The sequence below is a fragment of the Pantoea sp. ICBG 985 genome, from assembly GCF_002928365.1.
GTDB lineage: Bacteria > Pseudomonadota > Gammaproteobacteria > Enterobacterales > Enterobacteriaceae > Pantoea > Pantoea dispersa.
Genome location: NZ_POWM01000005.1, coordinates 165,666 through 192,180, shown reverse-complemented (window position 1 = coordinate 192,180; position 26,515 = coordinate 165,666). Strand labels below are relative to the sequence as shown.

The window sequence follows — 26,515 nt, the reverse complement described above, 5'->3', positions numbered from 1 at the left end:
GCGGACAGCGCCATCGCTGAGCCGCGGCCGGGTGTGCAGAACCGCGGCGTAACTAGCTGCGATCGACCGGGAAAGCGATCACCTCACTGAGCGCATCGGCCTTCAGCGCCAGCATAATCAGGCGATCGACGCCCAGCGCCACGCCGGAACAGGCTGGCATGCCGTGCGCCAGCGCATCCAGCAGGTAAGTATCAATCGGATGCTGTGGCAAACCGCGCGCAGCGCGACGGCGATTATCCTGCTCAAAGCGCTGACGCTGTTCACGGCTGTCGGTCAGTTCGCGGAAACCGTTGGCCAGCTCCACGCCTTTGTAATAGACCTCAAAACGCTCTGCCACGCGGTGATCTTCGGTACTGATCTCCGCCAGCGCCGCCTGACTGGCCGGGAAGTGATAGACGAAGCACGGCTTATCGAGACCAATTTTCGGTTCCACGCCCAGCATAAACAGCAGCTGCAGCAGCGTGTCGCGATCGTCTTCGCGATTCGCCAGCTCGCCCTCACCCAGCTTTTCCGCCGCTTCGCGCAGCTGCGCCTTGTCCGCCGACAGCGGATCGATCTCCAGATGACGGATAAACGCCTGCTGATACGATAGCGATTCGGCGCTGTCGCACTCCAGCACCTGCTGCAGCAGGTCGTCGACTTCGTTCATCAGCCGATACATGTCGTAGTGCGGCCGATACCACTCCAGCATGGTGAATTCCGGATTATGGTGGCGCCCGGCCTCTTCATTACGGAAGCAGCGCCCCATCTGATAAATCGGGCCGCTGCCCGCCGCCAGCAGGCGCTTCATGTGATATTCCGGACTGGTCATCAGCCACAGATCGCGCCCGTCTGCCGCCCCAGGTCCGACAAAGCGCGTCTGGAATGGCACCAGATGGATGTCGGTGATCGTCGCCTGGCTCATGGCAGGCGTATCCACTTCCAGTACGCCGCGATCGGCAAAGAAACGCCGGATTTCCGCCAGGATGGCGGCGCGTTTCAACAAATTGGCAATGGGTGCGCTCGGCTGCCAGCTTGCCGTTTCGCTCATGGTGATGACTCCTTATACAGACAAGGGGAGGAAGTCTACCCGTATTGCTGACGGCAAACAACGGCACCGCCGTCGCGGCAGGCAGTTTCAGAAATCACAGGTGCTGGCAGGACAACAGGAGGAAGAGAAAGCCGGTACGAAAGCAGGTTTCGCACCGGTTTTAGTTACTGCGCGCTGCGCTGAATTGCCTGACCGCCCGCTTCAACATCTTCGCCTACGCCACGCGTGGTGTTACAGGCTGAAAGCAGCGAGGAAAGCACCAGTACCGAGAAAATCGCGACAATACTTTTCTTTAACATAGCCATATCCTTGTTGGTTGCAGTAAAAGTACAGCTTTTAAAGCATAGACCGGATACGCCATGATGGCGGTTAAGCTGCTGAAAAAAGACGCGGTGCGGGGATGAGCGCGGAAATAAAAAAAGGCGCATCGATGATGCGCCTGATTTGACGATTATTTTACGCGGGAAACGTATTCGCCAGAGCGGGTGTCTACTTTTACCACTTCGCCAATCTGTACGAACAGTGGCACTTTGATCACGGCGCCGGTAGACAGCGTCGCTGGCTTGCCGCCGGTACCGGCAGTATCACCTTTCAGACCTGGGTCAGTTTCGGTGATTTCAGCTTCGATGAAGTTCGGTGGCTGAACGGCGATCGGTTTATCGTTCCACAGGGTTACGATACACTCGGCGTTGTCCTGCAGCCATTTGGTCACGTCGTCCAGTACCTTGGCTTCAACCTGATACTGTTCGAAGGTTTCCGGGTGCATGAAGTAGAAGAAATCACCGTCGTTGTAAGAGTACTGCAGCGTCATGTCACGCACGTCTGCGCCTTCGGCGGAGTCGGTAGACTTGAAGGTTTTCTCAACGCGTGAACCGGTCAGCAGACGACGCATTTTAACACGTGCAAACGCCTGGCCTTTACCCGGCTTAACGAATTCACTGGATTCGATGGCATACGGTTCGCCTTCGAACATGATTTTAAGACCGGCACGAAAATCGTTGCTAAGATAAGTCGCCATAAAGGCCCTCTGTAGATATTAACTGGTAATAGCCAAAAAAATGGCACACATTGTAACCCTAAATCCCCCCGTCAGAGAAGATTGGTTGCAGCAACTTGCTGATGTTGTCACCGATCCTGCTGAATTACTGCAACTTTTAGCCCTCGAAAACCACGCGGATCTGGCAGCCGGGAGCGAGGCACGCCGTCTGTTCGCCCTGCGCGTACCGCGCGCCTTTATTCAGCGCATGCAGCGCGGCAATGCGCAGGACCCGCTGCTGCTGCAGGTGCTGACCAGCCGTCAGGAGTTTACCGATGCGCCGGGCTACAGCACCGATCCGCTCGATGAGCAGAGCAGCGTGGTGCCGGGCTTACTGCATAAGTATAGAAACCGCGCGCTGCTGCTGGTCAAGGGCGGCTGCGCGGTGAACTGTCGCTACTGCTTCCGCCGGCATTTCCCCTATCAGGATAATCAGGGCAACAAACGCAACTGGCAGGCGGCGATTGATTACATTGCCGCCCATCCCGAGCTGGACGAGATCATCTTCTCCGGCGGCGATCCGCTGATGGCGAAAGATCAGGAGCTGGCGTGGCTGATTGGCGCGCTGGAAAACATTCCGCACCTGAAACGCCTGCGCATTCACAGCCGGCTGCCGGTAGTGATCCCGGCGCGCATTACCGAAGGGCTATGCCAGCTGCTGGCGGATACGCGTCTGCAGGTGCTGCTGGTCAGCCACATCAACCACGCGCAGGAGATTGACGAGGCGCTGCGCGAACGCATGCAGAGGCTGAAGCGCGCCGGCGTCACCCTGCTGAACCAGAGCGTGCTGCTGCGCGGCGTTAATGACGATGCGCAGACTCTGGCACAGCTCAGCAATGCGCTGTTTGATGCCGGCATCCTGCCCTACTATTTACATGTGCTGGATAAGGTGCAGGGTGCGGCGCACTTCTTTGTGCCGGATGAGCAGGCGCGGGCGCTGGTGCGGCAGCTGCTGACCATGGTGTCGGGCTATATGGTGCCGAAGCTGGCGCGGGAAATTGGTGGTGAGCCGAGCAAAACGCCGCTGGATCTGCAGCTACGTCAGGAGTGACGTTCCCTGCCAGCTGCCAGCTGCCCGGTGCGCATGAATGCGCACCCTACAGTATTCCTGTGGCGGCGCCATCACCGTAGTGTCGCCATTTATGGCGACCGTGCTGGAACTGTACTCAAAAACAAAAAAGCCGCTCTCGCGGCTTTTCTATTGCTGCTCTGCCATTACGGGCACTTATACACCTGACCCGACATTTTGCTGTCGAGCGGGGCGAAGGCAGACAGCAGGTTCTGCGTCGGGCTGGTGGCACCATAAATCACGTTGCCGCCCATCTCCGCTGCGCGGTTACGCAGGTCGTTGGCCGCACCGCGCAGTGAACTGCCTTCACCGCCTGAGCCGGTCAGCCAGTTGCTCTGCGAGCCGGTAACATTGCCCAGCAGCTGACATTGGCTGCCTGGCTGTTGATCAACAAAGGTGACACGTTCGCCGGCGGCACTCAGTTGGTTGGAGGTGCTACAGCCCGCCAGCAGTAAGGTACCGACTGCCAGTCCGAGCGAGAGGTTAATCCGCATTATAATCCCCATTTATTATCATCAGTGTCGGGCGGCAGCGTAGCAGAAAAGCGCACATTTTTTCTGAACATTCATTGCCCTAAACCCGCAAAGCCGAAGTATTGCGCCCTTACTTATACCTTGTTCGCCGGCAAAAGAAAAACCCCCGACCGTTTCCGATCGGGGGTTTCTCAACAGCTCAGACGTTCAGGGCAATTACATCATGCCGCCCATACCGCCCATGCCACCCATGCCGCCAGCGCCAGCACCTAAGTCAGGTGCGTCGCCTTTCGGCAGGTCGGTGACCATCGCTTCGGTGGTGATCATCAGACCGGCCACAGAAGACGCGTACTGCAGCGCAGAACGGGTCACTTTGGTTGGATCCAGGATACCGAAGTCGATCATGTTGCCGTACTCTTCGGTCTGTGCGTTGTAACCGTAGTTACCGTCGCCGGCTTTCACGTTGTTAGCAACTACAGATGGCTCTTCACCGGCGTTAGAAACGATCTGACGCAGTGGCGCTTCCATCGCACGCAGAGCAACCTTGATACCGACGTTCTGGTCTTCGTTCTGACCTTTCAGGCCAGATGCTGCGATTTTCGCCGCAACACGCACCAGCGCGACACCACCACCGGCAACCACGCCTTCTTCAACCGCAGCACGGGTAGCGTGCAGGGCATCTTCAACGCGTGCTTTCTTCTCTTTCATTTCAACTTCAGTCGCTGCGCCTACTTTCAGTACGGCTACACCGCCTGCCAGTTTTGCAACGCGCTCCTGCAGTTTCTCTTTGTCGTAGTCAGACGTCGCTTCTTCGATTTGCTGACGGATCTGCGTCACGCGGCCAGAGATTGCGCCCTGATCGCCCACACCATCGATGATGGTGGTGGTGTCTTTGTTGATCACCACACGTTTTGCCTGACCCAGGTCTTCCAGCGTCGCTTTTTCCAGCTCCATACCGATCTCTTCAGAGATCACGGTACCGCCGGTCAGGATAGCAATATCCTGCAGCATCGCTTTACGACGGTCGCCGAAGCCCGGTGCTTTCACCGCAGCCACTTTCACGATACCGCGCATGGTGTTGACCACCAGCGTAGCCAGCGCTTCGCCTTCCACGTCTTCTGCGATGATCAGCAGTGGTTTGCCGGCTTTCGCCACAGCTTCCAGCACTGGCAGCATTTCGCGGATGTTAGAGATTTTCTTGTCAGCCAGCAGGATGAATGGGCTTTCCAGCTCCACTGCACCGGTTTCTGGCTTGTTGATGAAGTACGGAGACAGGTAGCCACGGTCGAACTGCATACCTTCAACCACGTCCAGCTCGTCCTGCAGACCGGTGCCTTCTTCAACGGTGATCACGCCTTCTTTACCCACTTTGTCCATCGCCTGAGCGATCAGGGTACCGACGCTTTCATCGGAGTTGGCAGAAATGGTACCTACCTGCGCGATAGCGCGGGAATCCTGGCATGGTACAGACAGGGTTTTCAGCTCTTCAACGGCTGCGGCAACGGCTTTATCGATACCGCGCTTCAGATCCATTGGGTTCATGCCCGCCGCGACGGCTTTCAGGCCTTCGTTGACGATAGCCTGTGCCAGAACGGTAGCGGTGGTGGTGCCGTCGCCTGCTGCGTCGTTGGCTTTAGAAGCGACTTCTTTCACCATCTGCGCACCCATGTTCTCGAACTTGTCTTCCAGCTCGATTTCACGTGCCACAGAAACACCATCTTTAGTGATGGTCGGTGCACCAAAAGATTTATCCAGAACCACGTTACGGCCTTTCGGGCCCAGGGTAACTTTTACTGCATCTGCCAGTACGTTCACGCCACGCAGCATTTTTACGCGTGCGTCATTACCGAATTTTACGTCTTTAGCTGCCATTTCAAATATCCCTTAAATTCGTTTCGTTCAGTGAATTACGCGTAAATTACGCTTCAACAATCGCCAGAATGTCGCTTTCAGAGATGATCAGAACTTCTTCGTTGTCGATTTTCTCAGTCTTGGCACCGTAGCCTTCGCTGAAAATCACCAGATCACCCACTTTCACGTCCAGCGGCTTCACGTCGCCGTTTTCCAGGATGCGGCCATTGCCAACAGCCAGTACTTCACCGCGGGTTGATTTGCCTGCTGCAGAGCCGGTCAGAACGATACCGCCAGCAGATTTGGCTTCAACTTCTTTACGCTTGACGATAACGCGATCGTGCAACGGACGAATTTTCATTTGATAGCTCTCCTTTGAGAAGTCCAATCATTCATTTTTGGGTTGAACGCCGGGCTTGAGGGTTCCGGCCTCGTGGAGAGAGAGATAGGGGCAGAAAAGGGGCTTTCAAGGGCAAAAAAATAAAAAATTTTCGTTTGCGTAACAGATGACGAAAAAGACAGCAAAAAGGGCGGCTTACGCCGCCCCGCTTACATTCAGCGATCTTTATCGTGACCGATACGATCCTGATCTTTGCGCTCAAACTCGCCGTCCATGGTGACGCCGCTGTCCGGGCCCTGCCCCGGGCCGCGCCATACGCGCAGGTGCGGCATCAGCTTCAGCGTCAGGTGTTTCTGCACCGGCGGCAGCAACAGCAGCAGGCCGAGGAAATCGGTGAAGAAGCCCGGCAGCAGCAGCAGAAAACCGGCGATGATCAGCGACACGCTTTTGATCATCTCCGCCGCCGGGCTCTCGTTACGCGCCAGCTTCTCCTGCATCAGCATAAAGTTCTTCATGCCCTGGTTTTTCACCAGCGACACACCAATGCACGAGGTAAAAATCACCAGCAGCATGGTCAGCAGCACGCCGAGCGCGTGCGCCACCTGGATGAAAATCGAGATCTCAATCCAGGCCAGAACAAAAAAAATCACTAACGGTAACCAGCGCACCGATATCTCCTGTGAGTCACGCCGCCACGCAGCGTGCGGGGCAGCAAAATTGAAGGGTCAGCATGACCATAACGTATGAGATGGGCACGCGGCCGGGGAAATTCAACCGCCGCTGTTAAATTTATGCCACTGACTTAAAATTGCGAAGTACATCACATATCGTTATTACCGCTGGGCCAGCAAATGTCCGTAAAGTGATCTGTGCACAAGCATTTCTGCAGTGACAGAATATGATCGTGCTCGCCAGCCCGAAGATGGATAAAATGTCGGCACTGGTATTCCACGACAATATAATTGCTTCACCTGCACGTTATTCGCCGCCCATCCATTCCGGATGCCCGGCAGTAACACAGCAGCAATAATAAGAAGGTAATCATGGCGAACAACATTCGTATCGAAGAAGACCTGTTAGGCATGCGTGAAGTTCCGGCAGATGCCTATTACGGTGTTCATACTCTGCGTGCGATTGAGAACTTCTATATCAGTAACAGTAAAATCAGCGACATCCCTGAGTTTGTTCGCGGCATGGTGATGGTGAAAAAAGCCGCCGCGCTCGCCAACAAAGAGCTGCAAACCATCCCCCGCCACATCGCCAACACCATCATTCAGGCCTGTGATGAAGTGCTGAACAACGGTAAGTGCATGGACCAGTTCCCGGTTGATGTCTATCAGGGCGGCGCGGGTACCTCGGTCAACATGAACACCAACGAGGTGCTGGCTAACATCGGTCTGGAGCTGATGGGTCACCAGAAAGGTGAATATCAGTACCTCAACCCGAACGATCACGTGAATAAGTGTCAGTCCACTAACGACGCTTATCCTACCGGCTTCCGCATTGCGGTTTACGCCTCGATCCTCAAACTGCTCGACGCGATTGGCCAGCTGAGCGAAGGTTTTCAGCGCAAAGCGGTGGAGTTTGAAAACATCCTGAAGATGGGCCGCACCCAGCTGCAGGACGCGGTGCCGATGTCGCTCGGTCAGGAGTTCCACGCGTTCAACGTACTGCTGAACGAAGAGACGCGCAGCATTCTGCGTACCGCCGAACTGCTGCTGGAGGTTAACCTCGGCGCCACGGCGATCGGCACCCGCCTCAACACACCGGACGGCTACCAGCAGCTGGCGGTACAGCGCCTGGCGGAAGTCAGCAACCTGCCGGTGGTGCCCGCCGAAGATCTGATTGAAGCCACCTCAGACTGCGGCGCTTACGTCATGGTGCATTCAGCGCTGAAGCGCCTGGCGGTGAAACTGTCGAAAATCTGTAACGACCTGCGCCTGCTGTCATCCGGTCCGCGCGCCGGCCTGAACGAAATCAACCTGCCGGAACTGCAGGCCGGTTCTTCGATCATGCCTGCGAAAGTTAACCCGGTGGTACCGGAAGTGGTCAATCAGGTGTGCTTTAAAGTGATTGGCAACGACACCACGGTGACCATGGCTTCTGAAGCCGGTCAGCTGCAGCTCAACGTGATGGAACCGGTGATTGGCCAGGCGCTGTTTGAGTCGATCAGCATCCTGACCAACGCCTGCTACAACCTGCTGGAAAAATGCGTTAATGGCATCACCGCCAACAAAGCGGTCTGTGAAGCCTACGTGTTCAACTCCATCGGTATCGTCACTTACCTCAACCCGTACATCGGCCATCACAACGGCGATATCGTCGGGAAAATCTGTGCTGAAACCGGTAAGAGCGTACGCGAAGTGGTGCTGGAACGCGGTCTGCTGACCGAAGCCGAGCTGGACGATATTTTCTCCATCCAGAACCTGATGCACCCGGAATACAAAGCCAAACGCTACACCGACGAAAACGAACAGTAATCCGTTCCGGATCAAGTCGTCTGAAGCACGCCTGTATACAATACGGCGTGCTTTTTTATTTTGACGTCTATAACTAAAGTGGCTGCGTGTGGCGGCACTTCAGGGAGTGAAACTATGGTAGTGGTGGAATTGCTCATCGTCCTGCTGGCGATCTGGCTGGGTGCGCGCCTCGGCGGCATCGGCATTGGCTTTGCCGGCGGTTTAGGCGTGCTGGTGCTGACGCTGGTTTGCGGCATGAAACCCGGCGCGATCCCGTTCGATGTCATCGAGATCATTATGGCGGTGATTGCGGCCATCGCCGCGATGCAGGTTGCTGGCGGCATGGATTATCTGGTCGGGCTGGCGGAACGCCTGCTGCGCCGCCATCCGCGCTATGTCACTTTCCTTGCGCCGCTGGTGACCTATGCGATGACGCTGCTGGCGGGTACCGGGCACACCGCTTTTTCAACTCTGCCGGTGATTGCGGAAGTGGCCAAAGAGCAAGGCGTACGTCCTTCGCGCCCGCTGTCGATAGCCGTAGTGGCGTCGCAAATCGCCATCACCGCCTCGCCGCTTTCGGCCGCGGTGGTATTTTTTGCCTCGATTCTTGAACCGCGCGGCGTCAGTTATCTGGCGCTGCTCGGCGTCGCGCTGCCTGCCACCATGCTGGCCATTTTCTGTGCCGCCGTGATCACCAACTTCCTCGGCAAAGAGCTCAAAGAAGATGACGTCTATCAGGCGCGCCTGGCGAAAGGTGAAGTAACGCTGCGCGGTGAGCAGGTTTATCACATCAAGCCGGGTGCCAGACGCGCGGTGCTGCTGTTCCTGATCGGTATTGCGGCGGTGGTGCTGTACGCGACGGCAATCAGCGACAGCGTGGGCCTGATCAGCAATCCGGTGCTGCCGCGTAACGAAGCCATTGTGGTGTTTATGCTGACGGTTGCTACGCTGATTTGCCTGACCTGCAAAGTGGAAACCGGTGAAATCCTCAGCGCCAGCACGTTTAAATCCGGCATGAGCGCCTGTATCTGCGTGATGGGCGTCGCCTGGCTGGGCGATACCTTTGTCAAAGCGCACCTGAGCGACATCCAGACGCTGGCCGGCGACATGCTGCAGAGCTATCCGTGGATGCTGGCGCTGGTGCTGTTCTTTGCTGCCACGCTGCTCTACTCGCAGGCGGCCACCACCAAAGCGCTGATGCCGGCCGCACTGATGCTCGGCGTATCGCCGCTGGCGGCGGTCGCCTCCTTCGCCGCGGTGTCCGCGCTGTTCGTGCTGCCCACCTACCCGACGCTGCTGGCCGCGGTGGAGATGGATGACACCGGCTCGACCCGCATTGGGAAGTACGTGTTCAACCACTCGTTTATCATTCCCGGCGTACTGGCAATTACCTTCTCGGTGGCGTTTGGCTTCCTGTTCGGCAGCCTGATCCTGTAGCGTCGTGGTTACATCCTGAAAACCTCGTGGCGCAGCGGCCGTGTTATTATCGCGGCTCATTCGCCACCGGAGCTGATTAATTCGTCATGGCTGCTCGATTTTCCCGCCTGCTAAGCCTGTGCCTGGCACTGCTGTTTTGCCTGTCGGCGCAGGCCAGCCTGTTCTCGACCACTACCAATAACCGCTTTGTGCCGGTCGATCAGGCCTTTGGCTTTGATTTCAGCCAGCAGGGCCATCAGCTGACGCTGAGCTGGAAAGTGAAGGACGGCTATTACCTCTATCGCCAGCAATTCCACATCAGCTCGCAACACGCGCAGCTGGCGCCGGTCACGCTGCCGCCGGGCCAGCCGCATGAAGATGAGTTTTACGGCAAGAGCGAAATCTATCCGCAGGACGTACAGCTGCCGATCACCCTGCGCCAGGCCGATGCCGGTGCAACGCTCAGCGTGACCTATCAGGGCTGCGCCGCGGCCGGTTTCTGCTATCCGCCGGAGACCCGCTCCGTGCCGCTGACGGCGATGGCTGCTGATAGCGCCGCGCCGGCAATCGCGGCCTCACCGGCCGCTCACCGCACGCCGCTGCCGTTTTCGCCGCTGTGGGCGCTGCTGATTGGCATCGGCGTGGCCTTTACGCCGTGCGTGCTGCCGATGTATCCGCTGATCTCCGGCATCATTCTTGGTGGCCAGCGCCGCTACTCGCTGAGCCGGCTGTTCGCCCTCGCACTGGTTTACGTGCAGGGCATGGCGCTGACTTACACCCTGCTCGGTATGGTGGTGGCTGCGGCGGGCCTGCGTTTCCAGGCTGCGCTGCAGCATCCTTACGTGTTGATCGGCCTCTCCGTGCTGTTTGTGCTGCTGGCGCTGTCGATGTTTGGCCTGTTCACGCTGCAGCTGCCTGCCAGCCTCCAGACGCGTCTGACGCTGTGGAGCAACCGTCAGCAAGGCGGGTCGCTGGCGGGCGTGTTTATGATGGGCGCGCTGGCAGGCCTGATCTGCTCACCCTGCACCACCGCGCCGCTCAGCGCCATCCTGCTGTATATCGCGCAGAGCGGTAATCTGTGGGCCGGAGCCGGCACGCTGTGGCTGTACGCCTTCGGCATGGGACTGCCGCTGATTGCTGTAACGATGTTCGGCAACCGGCTGCTGCCGAAAAGCGGTCCGTGGATGCAGAGCGTAAAAGAGGGTTTTGGCTTTGTGATTCTGGCGCTGCCGGTGTTTCTGCTGGAGCGCGTGCTGGGCGATATCTGGGGATTGCGGCTGTGGAGTCTGCTCGGCGTGGCGTTTTTTGCCTGGGCGTTCAGCCTGAGTCTCAGCGCGCGCGGCACAGCGCGTGTGCTGCCGATTCTGATGCTGGCGGCCGCGCTGGTGGTGGCGCGCCCGCTGCAGGACTGGGCATTTGGCAGCAGCAGTACGCAAAGCGTCGCCCACCTGCCGTTTCAGCGCATCAGCAGCAGCCAGCAGTTGGATAGCGCATTACAGCAGGCGCAGGGCCGTATCACTATGGTCGATCTCTATGCCGACTGGTGCGTGGCCTGCAAAGAGTTTGAAAAATACACCTTCAGCGATGACGGCGTACGCAGTGCCCTGAGCAACGTGCAGCTGCTGCAGGCTAACGTGACAGCCAACAACGCGCAGGATAACGCGCTGCTGCAGCATCTGCAGGTGCTTGGCCTGCCGACCATCCTGTTCTTTGATGCGCAGGGCAAAGAGATTGCCGATTCACGCGTCACCGGATTCCTTAACGCCGCGGATTTCCGCGCCCATTTGCACAATCTGCCGCGTTAAACGAAACTGGTTGCACGACACTGCCCGGGCGCACGCGTTCGGGCCCGCATTCCGGAGGAGAGTCTTTTGCAACGCGAACAGATCCTTGAGCATGCGCTGAATGTGCTCGAACAGAGCGGCCTGGCCGCGACCACCTCGCTGCAGCAGCTGGCTGGCGAAAGCGGCCTCGCCAGCGATCAGCTGGAGCGCTACTGGCCCGATCGCGATGCCCTGCTGTATGACGCGCTGCGCTTTCACGGCCAGCAGATCGACAGCTGGCGCCGCCAGGTGCAGCTGGATGAGCGCCTCAGTGCGGCACAAAAGCTGCTGGCGCGTTACGACGTGCTGGCAGAGCACGTCAGTAAAGGCCGCTTTCCTGGCTGCCTGTTTATTGCCGCCTGCAGTTTCTATCCCCAGCCGGATCAGCCGGTGCACCAGCTCGCCGAACAGCAGAAGCGCAGTTCCTGGCAGTTCACCCATGAAATCCTCGTCGACCTGGCGCTGGACAACCCCAGCATGGTGGCCGATCAGATGGAGCTGATCCTCGAAGGCTGTCTGAGTAAGCTGCTGGTGAAGCGCAACGTGCAGGATGTCGCTACCGCGCGGCGTCTGGCTGAAGATGTGCTGAGCATCGCGCTGTGCCGGCAAAACGGTGCGCTGGCGTAGGCTTTTTTGTTCACCCTGCCTGAAAAGCAGGCAATCAGTCACGATTGCTACGCTTTTTTTACGAAACCCGTTGACGGCTGTGAGCCATTAGGGTTTAATGCGCCCCGTTGCCCGGATAGCTCAGTCGGTAGAGCAGGGGATTGAAAATCCCCGTGTCCGTGGTTCGATTCCGCGTCCGGGCACCACTATTCAGAAAACCCAGCCTTATGGCTGGTTTTTTGCTTTTCTGCGCCGGCAGAATCGCTCACCCTGCAGCCTGGCAGAAACTCTTAAAGCTGGAAAATCCGCCCGTCACCGGCTGGCAGTTCAACGGTTACACTCAATTTTCCGCCTAACGCCTCAACGTACTTTTTCAGGCTGGAGAGTTTCAGTTCATCACCACGCGCCTCGATGGCTGCAATAGCAGGTTGCGAAACACCCATCTTTTCAGCCAGCTGTACCTGTGAAAGCGCCAGTTCTTCCCGCAGCTGGCGCAGGCGAATCTCGAGGATTTTTTCCGCCGCCTTATTTCTGATGCGCGCCTGTGATTCAGGCGAACGCTGAGCAATCAGGTCTTCAAGTTTTGGCATGATTCATCTCCTCCAGATGCTGTTGATACTCGCGGTCAGCCAGTTTAATCATCGCCTGATAAAAGCGCCGCTGATGCGTTCCGGTTTTATTTCCCGCGCAGAGCACAATGGCCCGTCTGACCGGATCGAAGGCAAAAAACGCACGAATCGCCCGGCCATTACTCTGAACACGGAGTTCTTTCATATTGGAAAAACGCGACCCGACGAGGGTATCAACATCAGGCCGCCCTAACGTGGGCCCGAACTCCCTGAGAACCGCCAGGCTGGCCAACACATCCTCAATCATCGCGTCATCCTGCGCCTGCAGCCATTTGGCAAAGCGCACGGTGGTTTCAACCTTCCAGCTGTTCAAAATCACCTCATATAACCTGTAGTTTATAGCGCTCTGATATAAACCGGAAGTTATATTGAAAAAGATGACCTGTATCATGCCGGATGCCAGCATCGCTGTGGACGTGCTCAGCTTGTGCGGAGTACCTGAAAAAACTGCAATCCCATGCAATATCGATTAGCTCCATTACGACCCTGACTGCTTCGGCCCCATTTGCGCGACGCGTCGCACACTTTTGCGATTGCGCCCAAACCTTTCCAGCGAATTGCGTCACCGGTCACGCCGCGTGGCGCGTGTCGATGTTAAAAAACTGTTAATCGCAGTACCTGCCTGCTGTCGTGGCGTTTGTCCTTAACTCAGCGTCTGCTGCATCTCATCGTGCCGGACGTTTTTGATACACCGAATCGTGTCGCCAGAGGGAGTAATCGTGAACCTTCGTCGCCTTAAATATTTCATCAAAATCGTCGACGCGGGCAGCCTGACGCAGGCCGCTGAAAGTTTGCATATTGCGCAACCGGCGCTAAGCCAGCAGCTTGCCACGCTGGAAGGAGAAGTGAATCAGCAGTTACTGATCCGCACCAAACGCGGCGTAACGCCTACCGAAGCGGGGAAAATGCTTTACCATCATGCCTTCACTATTTTGCATCAGTGCGAACAGGCACAGCGCGCCATTGACCAGATCGCCGCAGCGACTGCAGAAGGCATGCGCAGCGGCTCCCAATAAAGCACGGATGCCGCCCCGCTGCCTCGCACTCCGGTTAAATTTCGTCAGCCAGTCAGCACTCAACCCACACCGCACCGGCATCCGCCGATTTGACACACTGTTCCACCCAGCGTACCCCCATCAGCCCGGCGTGCACGTCCGGATACCAGAAGTCCTGCAGGAAGGCGTGATCGCCGCGGTCGGTGGCGTCCATCGCCAGCGCAAAACGGCGATAGAGATTCGACCAGGCTTCAAATAATCCTTCGGGATGGCCGCCACCAATACGGTCATCGGCCAGCGCGCTGGCGTGCAGATAGCCCATGCCGCGCTCAAGAATCTGCACCGGCTCGCCCTGCACTTCATAGCGCAGCTGGTTTGGCTGTTCGTCCCACCACTCCAGACTGGCTCGGGCCCCCACCACGCGAATTTTCTGGCCGTGCATCGATCCGCAGTTCACCGCTGACGCCCACAGCGTACCGACCGCGCCGTTATCGTATTCCATCATCACAAAGGCGTTATCTTCCAGCGGCGCACGCGAGGCCACAAAGCTCTGGCGGCTGCACAGCAGACGTTTTATTTGCAACTGCGGCAACAGGGTTTCAGCGATAAACAGCGGATGGGTGGCCAGATCGCCCAGCACATAGCTCGGGCCGACAAAACGCGGATCGACGCGCCATTTGGTGCTGGCATTCTGTAATTCGACCGCTTCGTGATGAAAGCCGTGAGCAAACTGCATGTTCACAATGCGGATCTCACCCAGCAGCCCGTCAGCAATCATGGTGCGCGCCTGCTGAATCAGCTGATGACCGGCATAACCGTAGGTCACGCCGATGATCTTCTGCTGCGCTTTACACAGTTGCTGCAGTTCCTCAGCTTCAGCGGAGGTGAAACACAGCGGTTTTTCACACACCACGTGCAGCCCGGCGCTGAGCGCAGCGCGGCAGATAACAAAGTGCGTATTGTTCGGCGTGGCGATGGAGACGGCTTCAATGCCATCAGCACGCGCGGCTTCCGCTTTAAACAGGGTTTCGTAATCGCTATAGCAGCGCTCGGCCGCCACGCCCAGCGCGCGACCAAACGCTTGTCCGCGCTCCGCATCAATATCAAACGCACCCGCCACTAAGGTGAAGTTGCCGTCGCGTAAAGCAGCGGAACGGTGGATGTAACCGATCTGGCTGGTGCCGCCGCCGCCCACCATGCCCCAGCGCAGCGCGCGATCCAGTACTTTGCTCCCGTTAATCATGCTGTTCTCCTCAGAATCCGATGGAATGCAGGTAGTGCAGGCTGGCCGTGACGTCCTGCAGACTGGTGGCGGCATTGCGCGGATCGCGCTCCTGCTCGATGGTGATCCAGCCCTGATAGTGACGTTCAGCGAGAAACGCCCGCAGCGCCGGGTAATCAATCGCGCCCTGGCCAAGCGGGCACACCACGCCCTCGGCACAGGCAGTGAAAAAGTCGACGCCGCGCGCAATCACATCGCGCCAGACGGCCGCATTAATGTCTTTGAAATGCAGATAGTCGATGCGCAACCAGTAGCGTTGCAGCCAGGTCTGCGGATCCATGCCGGAATAAAAAAGATGGCCGGTATCGAGACACAGTCCGGCGACCTCGTGCGGGATGTCCTGCACCAGCTGTTCCAGTTCATCGGCAAACTCAATGCAGCCACCGGCATGAGGATGAATCACCGGTCGCACGCCGTAGTCATGCCAGGCGATGTGACTGAGCTGAGTGATGTGCTGCATCATGCGCTGCCAGTCTGCGGGTGCCAGGCGCGGCGCTTTCTCCGTCTGGCCGGCAAATTGCGCCCGCTGCGGGTTACCGAAATCGATAATCACCAGATAGGGCGCGGGCCGGTTATCACCGTGCGTGCGTGCCGCGCACGGCACCTGCGACAGGTTGCGGCAGATGTTGTGCGTCAGCTCAACCATCGCCGGGAAATTCGCCTCGCTGACCAAATCATCAAAAATGGTGCCGGCCACCAGCGACAACTGATGCGCTTCCAGCTGCTGGCGCAGTTCGGCGGCATCGGTCGGCAGATAGCGCCACGGCCCGAGTTCAATGCTGCGGTAACCGGCCTGGGCCGCTTCGCGTAGCACCGTTTGCCATGGCGGCAGGAAAGGATTGTCAGGATCGTCTACGCCCCAGCTGCAGGGCGCATTGGCAATGTGTAGGGTCATGATGGTTCCTTATGATGAGGGCTGGCGTCAGTATCAAATAGATATTTCACCAACCTCAATCATGGAACTTTCATTATTTGATAGCGATCATAAATTTAATTATCAAATTTTTGATAATTTTTTATCAAATGCTGTCGTCATGCGCGCGGGCGCGGCTGTTGCCCGGTGAGCGATAACAAAGGGTGACGGCGCTACGTCTCAAACATTTTCCCGCATGACGATCTCAAACGGCAGGGTGACCTGAGAAAAATGGTCGCTGCGCTCAGCGTGACGTTGCAGCACGGTTTGCGCCAGCTGTCGTGCCATGTCAGCGATCTGATGGCGCAGCATCACCGTGATGGTACCATCTATCAGCGCCAGGTCGCCATCATTGACCGGGCCGTGACAAATCAGCGCCACCTTACGCTGCGGCTGCTCACGCAGCGCCTGAACGACCCCTTCTATGCCGCCACACGGTGCGTAGATCAGCGCCAGATCGGCATGCTGCTCCAGCAGCTGGCGAGTCGCCTGATAACCCCCGGCAATCGACTCGTGGGTTTTGAGCGGTTCCAGCACGCGCCGCGCACTGTCCTGCTCGCGCAGATACGAGCGAAAACCACTCTCGCAGCTCTCCTGACAGATAAAGCGGTGATCCCCCAGCAGCACGCCCGCCGGCCCCGGCTGATGCAGCAGATGGCTGGTGATCCAGCCCGCGCTGCGCCCGGCTTTCTGATTATCCAGGCCGAAATAGCCAGCATGCCCACAGGGCGAGAAGTCAGAAAACAGCGCGTAGACGCGCACGCCCTGACGCGAAATGTGCGCTATCGCGTGGCGGATCAGCGGATGATCCAGCGCCACCACGCCGATAGCCTCCACCTGCTCAGCCAGCCGGTAGAGCGAATCCACCACCGCTGCCACCTCATCAATCTCGTGCCAGACAAACAGCGGTTCGCTGCCGGCCGGATGAAATGGCTGCGTCTGCTGGCGCAGCGCGTCGGTTAGCGTTTGATAAAAAGAGTACGAAGCCGACAGCAGGATAAACCCCATGCGCAGCGTCACACCGTCGCTCTGCGCACTGAGTGGGGCGTGGCTACTGCGGTAACCCAGCCGATGCGCCGCTGCCAGTACTTTCTGTTCGGTCTGCGCCCGCACCGGCGCGCGGCGATTGAGCACCCGATCCACAGTGGCGATCCCCACCCCGGCAGCGGCGGCAATCGCGCTCATGGTAATTTTGCTCATCGTTAACCCCCTTAATGATAATAAACTATCAAAAATAATGCCTGACGTTATGCTTTCACGCCATATAAGCCGGTGTTTATCCCTCAATAAATGAGCAAATCCTCTCATTCTTTTGATCGCTGTCGCACAAACACCATCATTCGTTTCATTTCTCACGCAAATAGAATAATTATTTGGCAAACGATCGCCGCAGCGGGTCGCCGGCACTGATGGAAATGCATCAGCAAAGCATTAGAGCCGGTGCCGGGCTGTTTTTATAGTTGACGCGACACCAGCCGCCGATTGCGGTGGTGGGTAACGTAACGCGCAGGAGAACAACAATGAAAATCGCTTTTGATGTGGATGTTATCCGCGATCTCGGCATCACGCGTATGGTGCATCAGGTCGCGGAGTGGGGTTATAAATACATTGAACAGTCGCCGCATCCGCAGATCAATCCGTTCTATAAACACCCGAAAGCCAGCCGGGAGATCATGCGCGAGTACAAAAATGCGCTCAACGCTACCGGACTGGAAATCTCCTCGTTTATTACCGTCTATCGCTGGTCGGGACCGGATGAGCTGCGGCGCCAGGCGGCGGTGAAAAACTGGAAGCGAATGATTGAGATTGCCGTGGAGATGGGCGTGCAGGTGATCAATACCGAACTCTCCGGTAACCCGAACGAACCCGAAATCTGCGAAGAGATGTTCTATCGCTCAATGGACGAGCTGCTGCCGATTTTCGAGCGTGAAGGGATTCGCGTGGAAATTCAGGCGCATCCGTGGGATTTCTGCGAAGAGAGCAATGAAACGGCCGATATCGTCAAGTCGTTCCGCAGCGACAACGTCAAATACATCTACAGCGCACCGCATACGTTCTACTATGACAAGGGCAAAGGCGACGTGAAGAGTATGCTGCATTACGCTGGCGACGATCTGTCGCACATGCTGATTGCCGATACCATGAACCACACCAAACACTGTCGCTACATCGTTAACCCACCGGGCGTCGATGCCACTATCCATCAGCACGTGGCCGTTGGCGAAGGTGAGGTGAATTTCGACGCGCTGTTCGAGGCGCTGCGCGAGATGGATTTCGCTAACCGCCACTATAAAGTGGGCGGCGAGTCGATTATCTCCGCCGCGCTGTTTGGCTATCCGGAGAAGATGAAGTATCAGGCGGTGGAAACCCGCGAGCTGATTGAGCGCGAACTGCTGAATCTGTAAATCGCCCGCACAATCAACCCCTTTCCCGCCAGCGATAAAGGGACGCACAATCAGCCCCCTCGCCCGCCAATGACAGATGGGCGCACTATCAGCCCCCTCTCCCGCCTGCGGGAGAGGGTTGGGGTGAGGGCAAACGCCATCGCCCATTCCCCATCACACCGTCACCCACTCCACCTCAACAAACTCGCCGCGCGTCAGCGACAGCTGCGCCGCTTCCGCGATGGCCTGCGCGCGCAGCCCGTCAATCAGCCCCGGCAGACCAGCCACTTTCTCGCCGCCAAGATGGCGCACAAACGCATCGAGATGGCTGTAATAGGTCTCCTGTACCCGGCTGAACCAGTCCGCATACAGCCCCGGCTGGCGGATGTGCTGCCCCTGATACAGGGTCGCTCCGCGCACCACCTGGCTTTCCGACGCCAGCATGCCCATATTGCCCATCACGCTGATGCGCTCGTCATAACCGTAAGCGGTACGACGGGCATTATCGAGCTGCGCCAGCGCGCCCTGCTGCAGGCGCATAATCAGCACTGAGGTATCGACGTCAATGTCGCGGATCGCCGGCATCGCCAGCGCGGCACCGAGCGCGCCCACGGTGACCACTTCATCCTCAGTTAACCAGCGCAGCAGGTCGAAAAAGTGGATGGCCTGGTCGCGCATCTGTCCGCCGGACGCCTGCAGATAGCTCAGCGGCGGCAGTTCAGAGGCGCGGCACACCATCTGGATGAGCTCGCTGCGCCCAATCACGCCCTGCTGCAGCTGGGCTTTCAGTTGTGCATGGCTGCGATCAAAACGCCGATTGAACCCTACCGTCACCGGCACCTGCAGCGGGGAAATGCTGGCTACCACTTCCCGGGCGCGCGACAGCGACAAATCGATCGGTTTTTCACAGTACACCGCTTTGCCCGCCAGTACCGCCTGCTCCAGTAGCGGAGCGTGGGTCGGCGTCGCACTGGCAATCAGCACCGCATCAATGGCCTCACTGCTCAGCGCCTGCGGCACGCTGGCGGCCCGCGCCCCAAACTGCTCTGCCAGCGCGGCGGCGCGCGCGGCGTCGATATCGCACACCAGCGCCAGCTCAACGCCGGGATGGCGCGCCAGGTTTGCGGCATGCACCTGGCCAATAAATCCACAGCCAATCAAGGCAAAACGTTGCGCACTGCGCATGATAACGCTCCTTTTGCTCACACTTCGGCATCGTCGGTCTTGTCAAAATATCGCTTTCTGGCAGGCTGTCTGAACGCGGTTTTTGATGGAATTCACTCAGATGAAAACAATGACGCTGGCCGAACTGGCTAAGCGGGTGGGCGTGGGCGTCGCCACGGTGGATCGGGTGCTGAACGACCGGGGCGGCGTGTCGCCCGCGATGACGAAAAAGATTTTACTGGCGGCGCGCGAAGCGGGTTTGAAACGCATCCTGCCGGAGGAACACCGCCACGCGTGGCAGATAGAGGTGCTGCTGAGCGGTAACGGTTCCTTCTTCTTTCAACAGCTGGCGCAGGATTTTGCCCGGCTGGCGGATGAGCTCGGCTATCGTCGTCTGCGGCTGCACCGCACGCTGATTCCGGAGCATGCGCCCGAAAAGCTGGCGGCGCATATCGAAGCCAGCAGCAAAAAGATGGACGGGCTGATTGTTTTCGCCCATGAAAATCCGCTGATTTACGCGGCGCTTGAGGCCTGTAAAGCGCGTGGCGTACCGGTCATTACGCTGGTGGCCGATCTGCCTGATGCGCCGCGCCTGTGCCATGTCGGTATTGATCAGCTGAAGGCGGGACGCACCGCCGCGCTGATGCTCGGCAGCATGCTGCCCGTGGCGGGTGACGTGGTGCTGGTTAGCGGTCGCGCTGATTACGCCGCGCACCGTCTGCGCATCGAAGGATTTCAGGCGGTGCTGGCGGAGCGCTTCCCGCATCTGCGGCTGCGGGAGATCATCGCTGGCCAGGACGAGCGCGAGCGCATCAGCCGGCTGCTGGAGAAAACGCTGGCTGCATCGCAGCACATTGTCGGCTTGTACAATACCGGCATGGGCAACACGCAGATTCACGAAGCGCTGGCGCGCCACCGGCTGTGTGGCAAGGTGGTGTATGTTACGCACGAACTTTACCAAACCACCCGTGAGCTGCTGGCCAAACGCGTGCTGACGCTAACGCTCGATCAAAACACCCTGCGTCACGCACAGCTGGCGCTGACGCTGCTGCTGCGACATCTGGAAGAGGGTGAGCAACCAGAGACCTATCATCCCGGCAAAGTCGACTTTATGCTGTTTACGCAAGAGAATTTTGCCTGATTCGACTTTGTCTTTTATCGCCAGCGCGGTTAAATCGGCGTGATAGCGTGCTGCTACACTCAGTAGCAGCAAAAATCTTCTCACAACAAGGCGAACGCATTATGTCGGAAAATCAGTATCAGCCCGCGAAAGTCTGGACCTGGGACCCGGAAGCCAAAGGTAACGGGGCGAAGACTAACCGTCCAACCGCCGGGCCGACGCATGAGCAAACGCTGCCGGTCGGTAAGCATCCGCTGCAGCTCTATTCGCTGGGGACGCCAAACGGCCAGAAAGTGACCATTCTGCTGGAAGAGCTGCTGGCGCTCGGCGTGCAGGAAGCGGAGTATGACGCCTGGCTGATCCGCATCGGCGACGGCGATCAGTTCTCCAGCGGCTTCGTTGAGGTTAACCCCAACTCAAAAATTCCGGCGCTGCGCGACCACTCGATCACGCCGCCACTGCGCGTGTTTGAATCCGGCAATATCCTGCTCTATCTGGCAGATAAATTCGGCCACTTTATTCCCTCTGACGTGGCGGGCCGCACTGAAACCCTGAACTGGCTGTTCTGGCTGCAGGGATCCGCGCCCTACCTTGGCGGCGGTTTCGGCCACTTCTATCACTACGCGCCAGAAAAAATTGAATACGCCATTAACCGTTTCACGCTGGAGGCCAAACGTCAGCTTGATGTGCTGGATCGCCAGCTGGCGGACCACCGTTTCCTCGCCGGCGACGAATATACCATTGCCGATATCGCGACCTGGCCGTGGTACGGCAATCTGGTGCTGAACAACCAGTACGGCGGCGGCGAATTCCTCGATGTGCAGTCGTACAAAAATGTGGTGCGCTGGGCAAAAGAGATTGCCGACCGTCCGGCGGTGATCCGCGGGCGTAAAGTGAACCGGGCATTTGGCGCCGAGCCGCAGGATCAGCTGCTGGAACGGCACGATGCGAGCGATTTTGATACCAATACTGAAGACAAGCGTCAGGCGCGAGGCGAACAATAATGGCCGCATATGTCGTTATGATTAAAGACGAAACGCTGGATAAAGATGAGCTGGCCACCTATTCGCAGAAAGCCGGCGCGGCGCGTGGCGATCACCACATCACGCCACTGGCGTTTTACGGCGATCTGGAGGTACTGGAAGGGCGCGATGCTGAAGGCGTGGTGGTGCTGCAGTTTGAAGATGCCGAGGCCGCCAAAGCCTGGTACTTCAGCCCGGCCTACCAGGAAGCCAAAGCGCATCGCCTGAAAGGCGCCAACTACCGCGTACTGCTGGTGAACGGCGTGGCGTAATGGATGACGTAACCCGTGGCTAAGCACGGGTTATCCGCGGCGCGATCCCTCGCGCCGCGATTAAATCCAGCGCGGTTAATCCAGCGTAATCCGCACCACGCTATCCGGCCCTTGCGGCGAGCGATCTTTATTGAGCCCCTGCTTCACCGTCACATACAGCGTCTGACCATCTGGCGACACCAGCAGGCTGTTAGGGTGGGTCGGCAACGCCCAGCTATTTTTCACTGCGTAGGTCGTCGCGTCCAGCTGCAGCACTTTGCCGCCGAGTCGCTGGCTGATGTAAATCTCGTTGCGCTTCGCATTGAATTTGATGCCAAGCGAATCGCCGACATCCAGGCGTTTGATCACCTTACCGCTGCGCTCATCGAACACCAGCGTGGTTTTGCCCTTTGAATTGTCAGTGACGTACAGGCGGCCATTGGCGGCATCTTCCGCCAGATTTAGCAGCAGATACTCTTTGCCATCGCCTGGCGTCCAGCGCTGCTCAATTTTGTGACTGCGCGGATTGATCACCAGCACTTCGCCACTGCCGTTCGCCGCGTAAATACGGTCGGTTGACGCCGAATAGAGCAACCCGGTCACCCACTTACCGGCGTTTTTGATGGTGGTTTTCAGCCGCAGCGTATTCGCATCGACCACCCAAATCATCGCCGGATTCTCAATCGCACCGATGTACAGCAGGCCATCATGCAGCAGGATTTCACGCGCGCCAACCGGATTGCCTTTGTCGTTTTTCAGGCCAAACAGCAGACGCTGCAGCACTTTACCGCTTCTGGCGTCCACTTTCGTCACGCCACCGTCCAGCGTGTTGGTAATGTACAGCACGCTGCCGTTCGGTGAAGCCGTCATGCCAAAGTTTTTCAGATCGGTGTGGGTTTCGCCCAGCGTTGCCAGCGTGCGGGCATCCAGACGATACAGCACGCCACCGTTGACGGTTTTAAACGCCTGCGCGCTGGCCACATACAGCGCAGCCGGATTGCCCGGCACATAGGCCATTTCATACAGGCCGTCGCCCAGTTCACGCTGCTGTACCTTCTCCGCTGCCGCTGGCTTAGCCGCGGCGGCAGGCGCTACTGATTTTTTAGCTGGCGCCTGACAGGCGCTCAGGCTCATGGCTGCCAGCAGCGCCAGAGCCAGCGCGGTGGCGCGCGGGCGTAATGATGAAGTCATTGCTGTCTCCGGTAAGGACCGATGGGTTACCTGCGCGAGCAGGAAGCATAAAAAGGAATGAGAATCATACGCATTATTGTATCAGTCGTAAATGTGCCTGATCGGCGACAGGAGGCGCAGAACTGCGCTGCGTCAATGCCCTCCCCTCAAATTGCCACTTGTAGTATGCTTGACGGCATTCCTGCCTCAGATGTTGACTTAAAAAATGATGGTTCCTGACTATTTAATCAGTGTGTTGCTAACGGCCCATAACAGTGAAAAATTTCTGCCTGACACGCTGGCGAGTTTAGAAAAGGCCTGTCATGGTGTTGAGCAGTATATTGAATTTATTCTTATCAATGACGCATCCGTCGACAACACAGCAGCGTTGCTCGATGATTTTTCCCGGCGGCATCCGCAGGCGAAAGTATTTAATATTGATTACCGCAACATTGGCCGGGTGCGTAATTTTGGCGTTCAGCAGTGCAGCGGTGAATATATTACGATGCTGGATGGCGACGATCAGTTGCTGGCCGACGCCCTCGCCGATATTGTCCGCTACCTGAAAAGCCATCGTCCGGACGCACTGTTCACGGCGCTTAATGAGGTATACGAATCCCGGCCTCAGCACATCACGTGGCAGGGCCTGCAGGCGGAAACACTGTCACGGCATCAGGCTATTGAAAAATTCCTGATCCATCGCGATTTGCAGGCGCACTTTATCGGTCAGTTTATTAAGCGCACCATGCTGCTGGCACATCCCTTCCCGGATTATACCTGCTACGAGGACGCCTGGCTTTTCCCGGAAATCCTGGTCAGCAGTGATGCAATCGCTTATAGCCGCCAGAGCCCTTATCTCTATTTTAAACGCGGCAACAGCTTATCCAGCCAGCTGGATAAACACAAAATTTCACTCTTAGTGAGCGCAACGCAGCATATGGATGAGGTGTTGCAGGAGCGCTATCGTAATCTGCTATCCTGCCACTGGATTAATATTGCACATAAACATCGGCAAGCCCTGGATAATCCTGACGACAGAAAGCAGGTTATTGAGGCGATCACTAAAATCAGGCCGCTGTCTTTTCTTTTCGATAGTAAAATCAGAACCAGCTTTAAAAAGAAATATCTGGCTCTGAAGTTAAACAAACCGCTGTAACTACCGGGCGCTATGCCAGCGCCGGTTTATCAGGACGATGCTTTCTCAGGCGGATGAATCATGGCATAGCTGATGATAATCGCCATCACCAGGATTAACACCGAACCACTCTGAATTAACACCGTGTCGGTCAGCCCAAAGATGATAATTGACAGCGGCAGCAGCGTTAATCCGGCGACGCCGCGGCGTGCGGCTACTATCAGCAGCACCAGGTAAAAAATCAGCAGGGAAAGTGCGCCAGCGATCCCCTGCAGCGAAAGCGTTTCAAGGAAATCATCGTGCAGGTGATACATGACGTTTTTATACGCTTCGGGATTGTGGCGCTCATGCTGCGTGATGTATTCCCGCGCTTTTGCCGTGCGCTGATCCGGACTTTGCCCCAGCAGCGACCACGAAACGCTGTGCCAGCCGCCTTTCCAGATAGAGAAACGGGCGCCAATCGAGGTGTTATTGTTGGTCTGATAAGTATCAACTTCATTGTGGATGCTGTCTAAGCGCTGCCAGACGCTGCCCGGCATAAATAAAGCGCCCACGATAATAAACAGCGCTAACACCACCAGCGAAATTTTACCCGCCCAGCGATGGGTAAAATAAAACCAGGCCAGATAAATCAGTGGCAGGGTTAATACGCCGGCGCGTGACTCGGTCAGAATCATCAGCATCATATTCACGACAAAAACCGCGCTGAATAAGATCATTTGTCCGCCGCGATGGGTGATGACCCGGTGGCCGGTGTACAAAGTACAGAGCGCCAGCGCGGTAATCAGATAAGAGACGGTACCGGCGGAATCGGTCAGCAATCTGATGCGGGTCAGCGTTTTTGCGTGTTCACTGATAGCGAAACCTAACGTCACCAGCAGCCCGACAAATAAGATGGCGCTGCAGGTTATCAGAAGTGGACGGCTAAGATAGTGGCGCCAGGCAACGATAAAATAGCTGAGAAAAGCCGCGATAATAAACAGCTTACCGCCCTGGAAGTAGTTATTCACCACATCACTGAATTCAGCGTGGGAAAACATCTTTGCCCAGATGAGCCTGACCAGCCCAATGAACAGCAGCGGAAGTGCTACCGTTATGGCCGTTTTATCTGTTAGCCACTGTTTTTTCGCCGCCAGAATTACTAAATACAGAGCCACCAGATAACTGGAAAAATAGAATATTTTGCGCGGTAAGGCTTCAACCACCAGTGACGACGCCAGCGCGATACTCAGCAGCACAAAACAGAGCTGGTAAATATTTTTTCCCGTCATCAGCTGGCGAACAGCGTGAGCTTGCACTTAACAATACCTCATCTTGATATGTTTCAGGCGCCACAGCATGGCCTGCCACCATCTTTTTTGACGAAAAAGCGACTTATACATTCTTTTTGCCTGCTGCGCATTGGCTGGCTGGTCAAACGCCATGGTGGACAGCGGTGAATCCTGATAAATATCGCGATAATGGTGAACCACAAACTGTTGATTCCATACCTGCCAGGGCTTATCCGCACCGGCATAATGAATCAGGCAGGTTTCCGCCGGCACGTCGAGCGTATAGCCACGATCGTCATGGGCCAGCATGGTCAGAGTATTGAAGCGAGGAGAAACAAAGGTCACTTTATCTTCCAGTAAAATATTCAACGCATCCTGGTCGAGATACTGGAAGTTTCGCCCGTGTTCGGACAGTAAAGTAAACGCGCGTTCGCTGATATTGTCAGCGCGCCATTGCGCCACATCAATCAGCATCATGCCGGCGTTAAAATAGCGCTCGCCGCGCAAGCCGGCATTCTTGGCCAGCACCGGCTGCAGCGAGGCAATTTCACCGACCACCAGCGCAACCGCCTTAGGGCCGGTCGGGATCTGCCACAGTTCATTGAGCGGATTAATGCACACCATATCGGCATCAAGATAGAGCAGTTTTTCCGCCTGCGGCAAAATCAGCGGTGCCAGAAAGCGGTAGTAGGTCGCACGGGTAAAAAGTTCGGTGACCGGCAGCGTGGCAAATAGTTGATCCGGCAGATGATGCAGCGTCACGCCGTGGCGCGATCCCTGAAAAAGCCTGGCGAGCCGGTGGTTATCGGCCGGTGTCAGTTCTGAAGAGATCAGATGGAAATGATACACACGGTCTCCGGCGTGTTTCATAATGGACAGAATCGTGATTAGCGCATGCGCTTTAAACTTTCCGTCAACGCCAAAAACAATATGTTGATCGCTCTGTACCGGAAAAAGTGGTTCGGCGTTTATTTCCTGAAGAACATCATGATTCATTGCGCGCTTCTCTGCTGCGGAGCGCTACACTCCGTAACCACTTAATATGTAGACAATAAAATTGGGTTTACCAAAACGGT

Annotated in this window: 27 protein-coding genes, 1 tRNA gene and 1 pseudogene; 13 read left to right on the top strand and 16 right to left on the bottom strand. The window is 57.0% G+C overall.

The annotated features are described in order from the left end of the window. Nucleotides 1-52 precede the first annotated feature (52 nt). The 3 genes from epmA to efp all read right to left on the bottom strand — a co-directional run bounded on the left by epmA (nucleotide 53) and on the right by efp (nucleotide 2,048). Entirely contained in the window at nucleotides 53-1,030 is a 978-nt protein-coding gene (epmA, locus tag C1Y42_RS16170) for an elongation factor P--(R)-beta-lysine ligase (protein WP_021507760.1), read from the bottom strand. 164 nt (nucleotides 1,031-1,194) lie between these two features. Next, entirely contained in the window at nucleotides 1,195-1,329 is a 135-nt protein-coding gene (locus C1Y42_RS16165) for an entericidin A/B family lipoprotein (RefSeq protein ID WP_031279745.1), read from the bottom strand. Nucleotides 1,330-1,481: 152 nt separating this feature from the next. Beyond that, on the bottom strand, nucleotides 1,482-2,048 hold the full coding sequence (efp, locus tag C1Y42_RS16160; RefSeq protein ID WP_021507762.1) for an elongation factor P: 567 nt from the start codon (nucleotides 2,046-2,048) through the stop codon (nucleotides 1,482-1,484). 40 nt (nucleotides 2,049-2,088) lie between these two features. On the opposite strand from efp, the gene epmB reads away from it, so the two are divergent. Beyond that, complete coding sequence (gene epmB, locus C1Y42_RS16155; RefSeq protein WP_058759602.1) at nucleotides 2,089-3,117, top strand: EF-P beta-lysylation protein EpmB; 1,029 nt, start codon at nucleotides 2,089-2,091, stop codon at nucleotides 3,115-3,117. Nucleotides 3,118-3,281: 164 nt separating this feature from the next. Here epmB and C1Y42_RS16150 read toward each other — a convergent pair whose 3' ends face one another. From C1Y42_RS16150 to C1Y42_RS16135, 4 genes are all read right to left on the bottom strand, one after another. Further along, nucleotides 3,282-3,629 (bottom strand): DUF4156 domain-containing protein, encoded by a 348-nt coding sequence (locus C1Y42_RS16150; RefSeq protein ID WP_021507764.1) that lies wholly within the window; start codon nucleotides 3,627-3,629, stop codon nucleotides 3,282-3,284. 195 nt (nucleotides 3,630-3,824) lie between these two features. Next, on the bottom strand, nucleotides 3,825-5,480 hold the full coding sequence (groL, locus tag C1Y42_RS16145) for a chaperonin GroEL (protein WP_021507765.1): 1,656 nt from the start codon (nucleotides 5,478-5,480) through the stop codon (nucleotides 3,825-3,827). A 46-nt stretch (nucleotides 5,481-5,526) separates the two neighbouring features. Then, nucleotides 5,527-5,820 carry a co-chaperone GroES gene (locus C1Y42_RS16140; RefSeq protein ID WP_021507766.1) on the bottom strand — a complete coding sequence of 98 codons (294 nt, stop codon included), beginning with the start codon at nucleotides 5,818-5,820 and terminating at the stop codon, nucleotides 5,527-5,529. A gap of 194 nt (nucleotides 5,821-6,014) precedes the next feature. Continuing rightward, the gene (locus C1Y42_RS16135; protein WP_021507767.1) at nucleotides 6,015-6,467 is read right to left on the bottom strand and encodes an FxsA family protein; all 453 of its coding nucleotides are present in this window, start codon (nucleotides 6,465-6,467) and stop codon (nucleotides 6,015-6,017) included. Nucleotides 6,468-6,842: 375 nt separating this feature from the next. On the opposite strand from C1Y42_RS16135, the gene aspA reads away from it, so the two are divergent. From aspA to C1Y42_RS16110, 5 genes are all read left to right on the top strand, one after another. Continuing rightward, on the top strand, nucleotides 6,843-8,279 hold the full coding sequence (aspA, locus tag C1Y42_RS16130) for an aspartate ammonia-lyase (RefSeq protein ID WP_021507768.1): 1,437 nt from the start codon (nucleotides 6,843-6,845) through the stop codon (nucleotides 8,277-8,279). A gap of 114 nt (nucleotides 8,280-8,393) precedes the next feature. After that, nucleotides 8,394-9,695, top strand: coding sequence for an anaerobic C4-dicarboxylate transporter (locus C1Y42_RS16125; RefSeq protein WP_058759604.1), 1,302 nt, complete (start codon nucleotides 8,394-8,396; stop codon nucleotides 9,693-9,695). Nucleotides 9,696-9,781: 86 nt separating this feature from the next. Next, nucleotides 9,782-11,479: a protein-disulfide reductase DsbD gene (locus C1Y42_RS16120; RefSeq protein WP_104093945.1), complete on the top strand. Its 1,698-nt coding sequence runs from the start codon at nucleotides 9,782-9,784 to the stop codon at nucleotides 11,477-11,479. Nucleotides 11,480-11,545: 66 nt separating this feature from the next. Continuing rightward, on the top strand, nucleotides 11,546-12,124 hold the full coding sequence (locus C1Y42_RS16115; protein WP_021507771.1) for a transcriptional regulator: 579 nt from the start codon (nucleotides 11,546-11,548) through the stop codon (nucleotides 12,122-12,124). Nucleotides 12,125-12,233: 109 nt separating this feature from the next. After that, nucleotides 12,234-12,309: transfer RNA gene (locus tag C1Y42_RS16110), tRNA-Phe, on the top strand. An 84-nt stretch (nucleotides 12,310-12,393) separates the two neighbouring features. Here C1Y42_RS16110 and C1Y42_RS16105 read toward each other — a convergent pair. Next, nucleotides 12,394-12,693 carry a helix-turn-helix domain-containing protein gene (locus C1Y42_RS16105; RefSeq protein WP_010615565.1) on the bottom strand — a complete coding sequence of 100 codons (300 nt, stop codon included), beginning with the start codon at nucleotides 12,691-12,693 and terminating at the stop codon, nucleotides 12,394-12,396. Next, nucleotides 12,680-13,045, bottom strand: coding sequence for a type II toxin-antitoxin system RelE/ParE family toxin (locus C1Y42_RS16100; protein WP_255418429.1), 366 nt, complete (start codon nucleotides 13,043-13,045; stop codon nucleotides 12,680-12,682). Before C1Y42_RS16100 ends, C1Y42_RS16105 begins: the two co-directional genes overlap by 14 nt. A 406-nt stretch (nucleotides 13,046-13,451) precedes the next feature. Between C1Y42_RS16100 and C1Y42_RS16095 the strand changes: the two are divergent. Beyond that, nucleotides 13,452-13,706: pseudogene (locus C1Y42_RS16095) on the top strand (LysR family transcriptional regulator); the annotation flags it as partial. A gap of 94 nt (nucleotides 13,707-13,800) precedes the next feature. Here C1Y42_RS16095 and C1Y42_RS16090 read toward each other — a convergent pair. After that, nucleotides 13,801-14,970, bottom strand: coding sequence for a Gfo/Idh/MocA family protein (locus C1Y42_RS16090; protein WP_104093944.1), 1,170 nt, complete (start codon nucleotides 14,968-14,970; stop codon nucleotides 13,801-13,803). 10 nt (nucleotides 14,971-14,980) lie between these two features. Continuing rightward, nucleotides 14,981-15,904: a TIM barrel protein gene (locus tag C1Y42_RS16085; protein WP_104093943.1), complete on the bottom strand. Its 924-nt coding sequence runs from the start codon at nucleotides 15,902-15,904 to the stop codon at nucleotides 14,981-14,983. On the opposite strand from C1Y42_RS16085, the gene C1Y42_RS23590 reads away from it, so the two are divergent. Continuing rightward, the gene (locus C1Y42_RS23590) at nucleotides 15,903-16,073 is read left to right on the top strand and encodes a hypothetical protein (RefSeq protein ID WP_158251406.1); all 171 of its coding nucleotides are present in this window, start codon (nucleotides 15,903-15,905) and stop codon (nucleotides 16,071-16,073) included. The two genes, C1Y42_RS16085 and C1Y42_RS23590, sit on opposite strands and share 2 nt — an antisense overlap. A gap of 29 nt (nucleotides 16,074-16,102) precedes the next feature. On the opposite strand, the gene C1Y42_RS16080 is transcribed toward C1Y42_RS23590, so the two are convergent. Then, the gene (locus C1Y42_RS16080) at nucleotides 16,103-17,122 is read right to left on the bottom strand and encodes a LacI family DNA-binding transcriptional regulator (protein ID WP_104093942.1); all 1,020 of its coding nucleotides are present in this window, start codon (nucleotides 17,120-17,122) and stop codon (nucleotides 16,103-16,105) included. A gap of 320 nt (nucleotides 17,123-17,442) precedes the next feature. Between C1Y42_RS16080 and C1Y42_RS16075 the strand changes: the two genes are divergently transcribed. Next, nucleotides 17,443-18,327: a sugar phosphate isomerase/epimerase family protein gene (locus C1Y42_RS16075; RefSeq protein ID WP_021507777.1), complete on the top strand. Its 885-nt coding sequence runs from the start codon at nucleotides 17,443-17,445 to the stop codon at nucleotides 18,325-18,327. Between the two features lie 153 nt (nucleotides 18,328-18,480). Here the strand turns inward: C1Y42_RS16075 and C1Y42_RS16070 are convergent, their stop codons facing one another. After that, nucleotides 18,481-19,491 (bottom strand): Gfo/Idh/MocA family oxidoreductase, encoded by a 1,011-nt coding sequence (locus tag C1Y42_RS16070; protein WP_104093941.1) that lies wholly within the window; start codon nucleotides 19,489-19,491, stop codon nucleotides 18,481-18,483. A gap of 100 nt (nucleotides 19,492-19,591) precedes the next feature. On the opposite strand from C1Y42_RS16070, the gene C1Y42_RS16065 reads away from it, so the two are divergent. The 3 genes from C1Y42_RS16065 (at nucleotide 19,592) to C1Y42_RS16055 (ending at nucleotide 21,884) form a co-directional block, all read left to right on the top strand. After that, the gene (locus C1Y42_RS16065) at nucleotides 19,592-20,611 is read left to right on the top strand and encodes a LacI family DNA-binding transcriptional regulator (protein ID WP_104093940.1); all 1,020 of its coding nucleotides are present in this window, start codon (nucleotides 19,592-19,594) and stop codon (nucleotides 20,609-20,611) included. A 101-nt stretch (nucleotides 20,612-20,712) separates the two neighbouring features. Continuing rightward, a complete protein-coding gene (yghU, locus tag C1Y42_RS16060) occupies nucleotides 20,713-21,594 on the top strand; it encodes a glutathione-dependent disulfide-bond oxidoreductase (RefSeq protein ID WP_021507780.1) in 882 nt (293 codons plus the stop codon). Next, complete coding sequence (locus C1Y42_RS16055) at nucleotides 21,594-21,884, top strand: DUF1330 domain-containing protein (RefSeq protein ID WP_021507781.1); 291 nt, start codon at nucleotides 21,594-21,596, stop codon at nucleotides 21,882-21,884. Before yghU ends, C1Y42_RS16055 begins: the two co-directional genes overlap by 1 nt. Before the next feature lie 75 nt (nucleotides 21,885-21,959). On the opposite strand, the gene C1Y42_RS16050 is transcribed toward C1Y42_RS16055, so the two are convergent. Next, nucleotides 21,960-23,054, bottom strand: a complete 1,095-nt coding sequence (locus C1Y42_RS16050; protein WP_104093939.1) for a YncE family protein — start codon at nucleotides 23,052-23,054, stop codon at nucleotides 21,960-21,962. 205 nt (nucleotides 23,055-23,259) lie between these two features. On the opposite strand from C1Y42_RS16050, the gene C1Y42_RS16045 reads away from it, so the two are divergent. Then, on the top strand, nucleotides 23,260-24,189 hold the full coding sequence (locus tag C1Y42_RS16045; RefSeq protein ID WP_058780863.1) for a glycosyltransferase family 2 protein: 930 nt from the start codon (nucleotides 23,260-23,262) through the stop codon (nucleotides 24,187-24,189). A gap of 29 nt (nucleotides 24,190-24,218) precedes the next feature. Here the strand turns inward: C1Y42_RS16045 and C1Y42_RS16040 are convergent, their stop codons facing one another. Together C1Y42_RS16040 and C1Y42_RS16035 are read right to left on the bottom strand one after the other, a co-directional pair. Further along, entirely contained in the window at nucleotides 24,219-25,466 is a 1,248-nt protein-coding gene (locus C1Y42_RS16040) for an O-antigen ligase (RefSeq protein ID WP_104093938.1), read from the bottom strand. Continuing rightward, complete coding sequence (locus C1Y42_RS16035; protein WP_104093937.1) at nucleotides 25,467-26,435, bottom strand: glycosyltransferase family 8 protein; 969 nt, start codon at nucleotides 26,433-26,435, stop codon at nucleotides 25,467-25,469. Nucleotides 26,436-26,515: the final 80 nt, after the last annotated feature.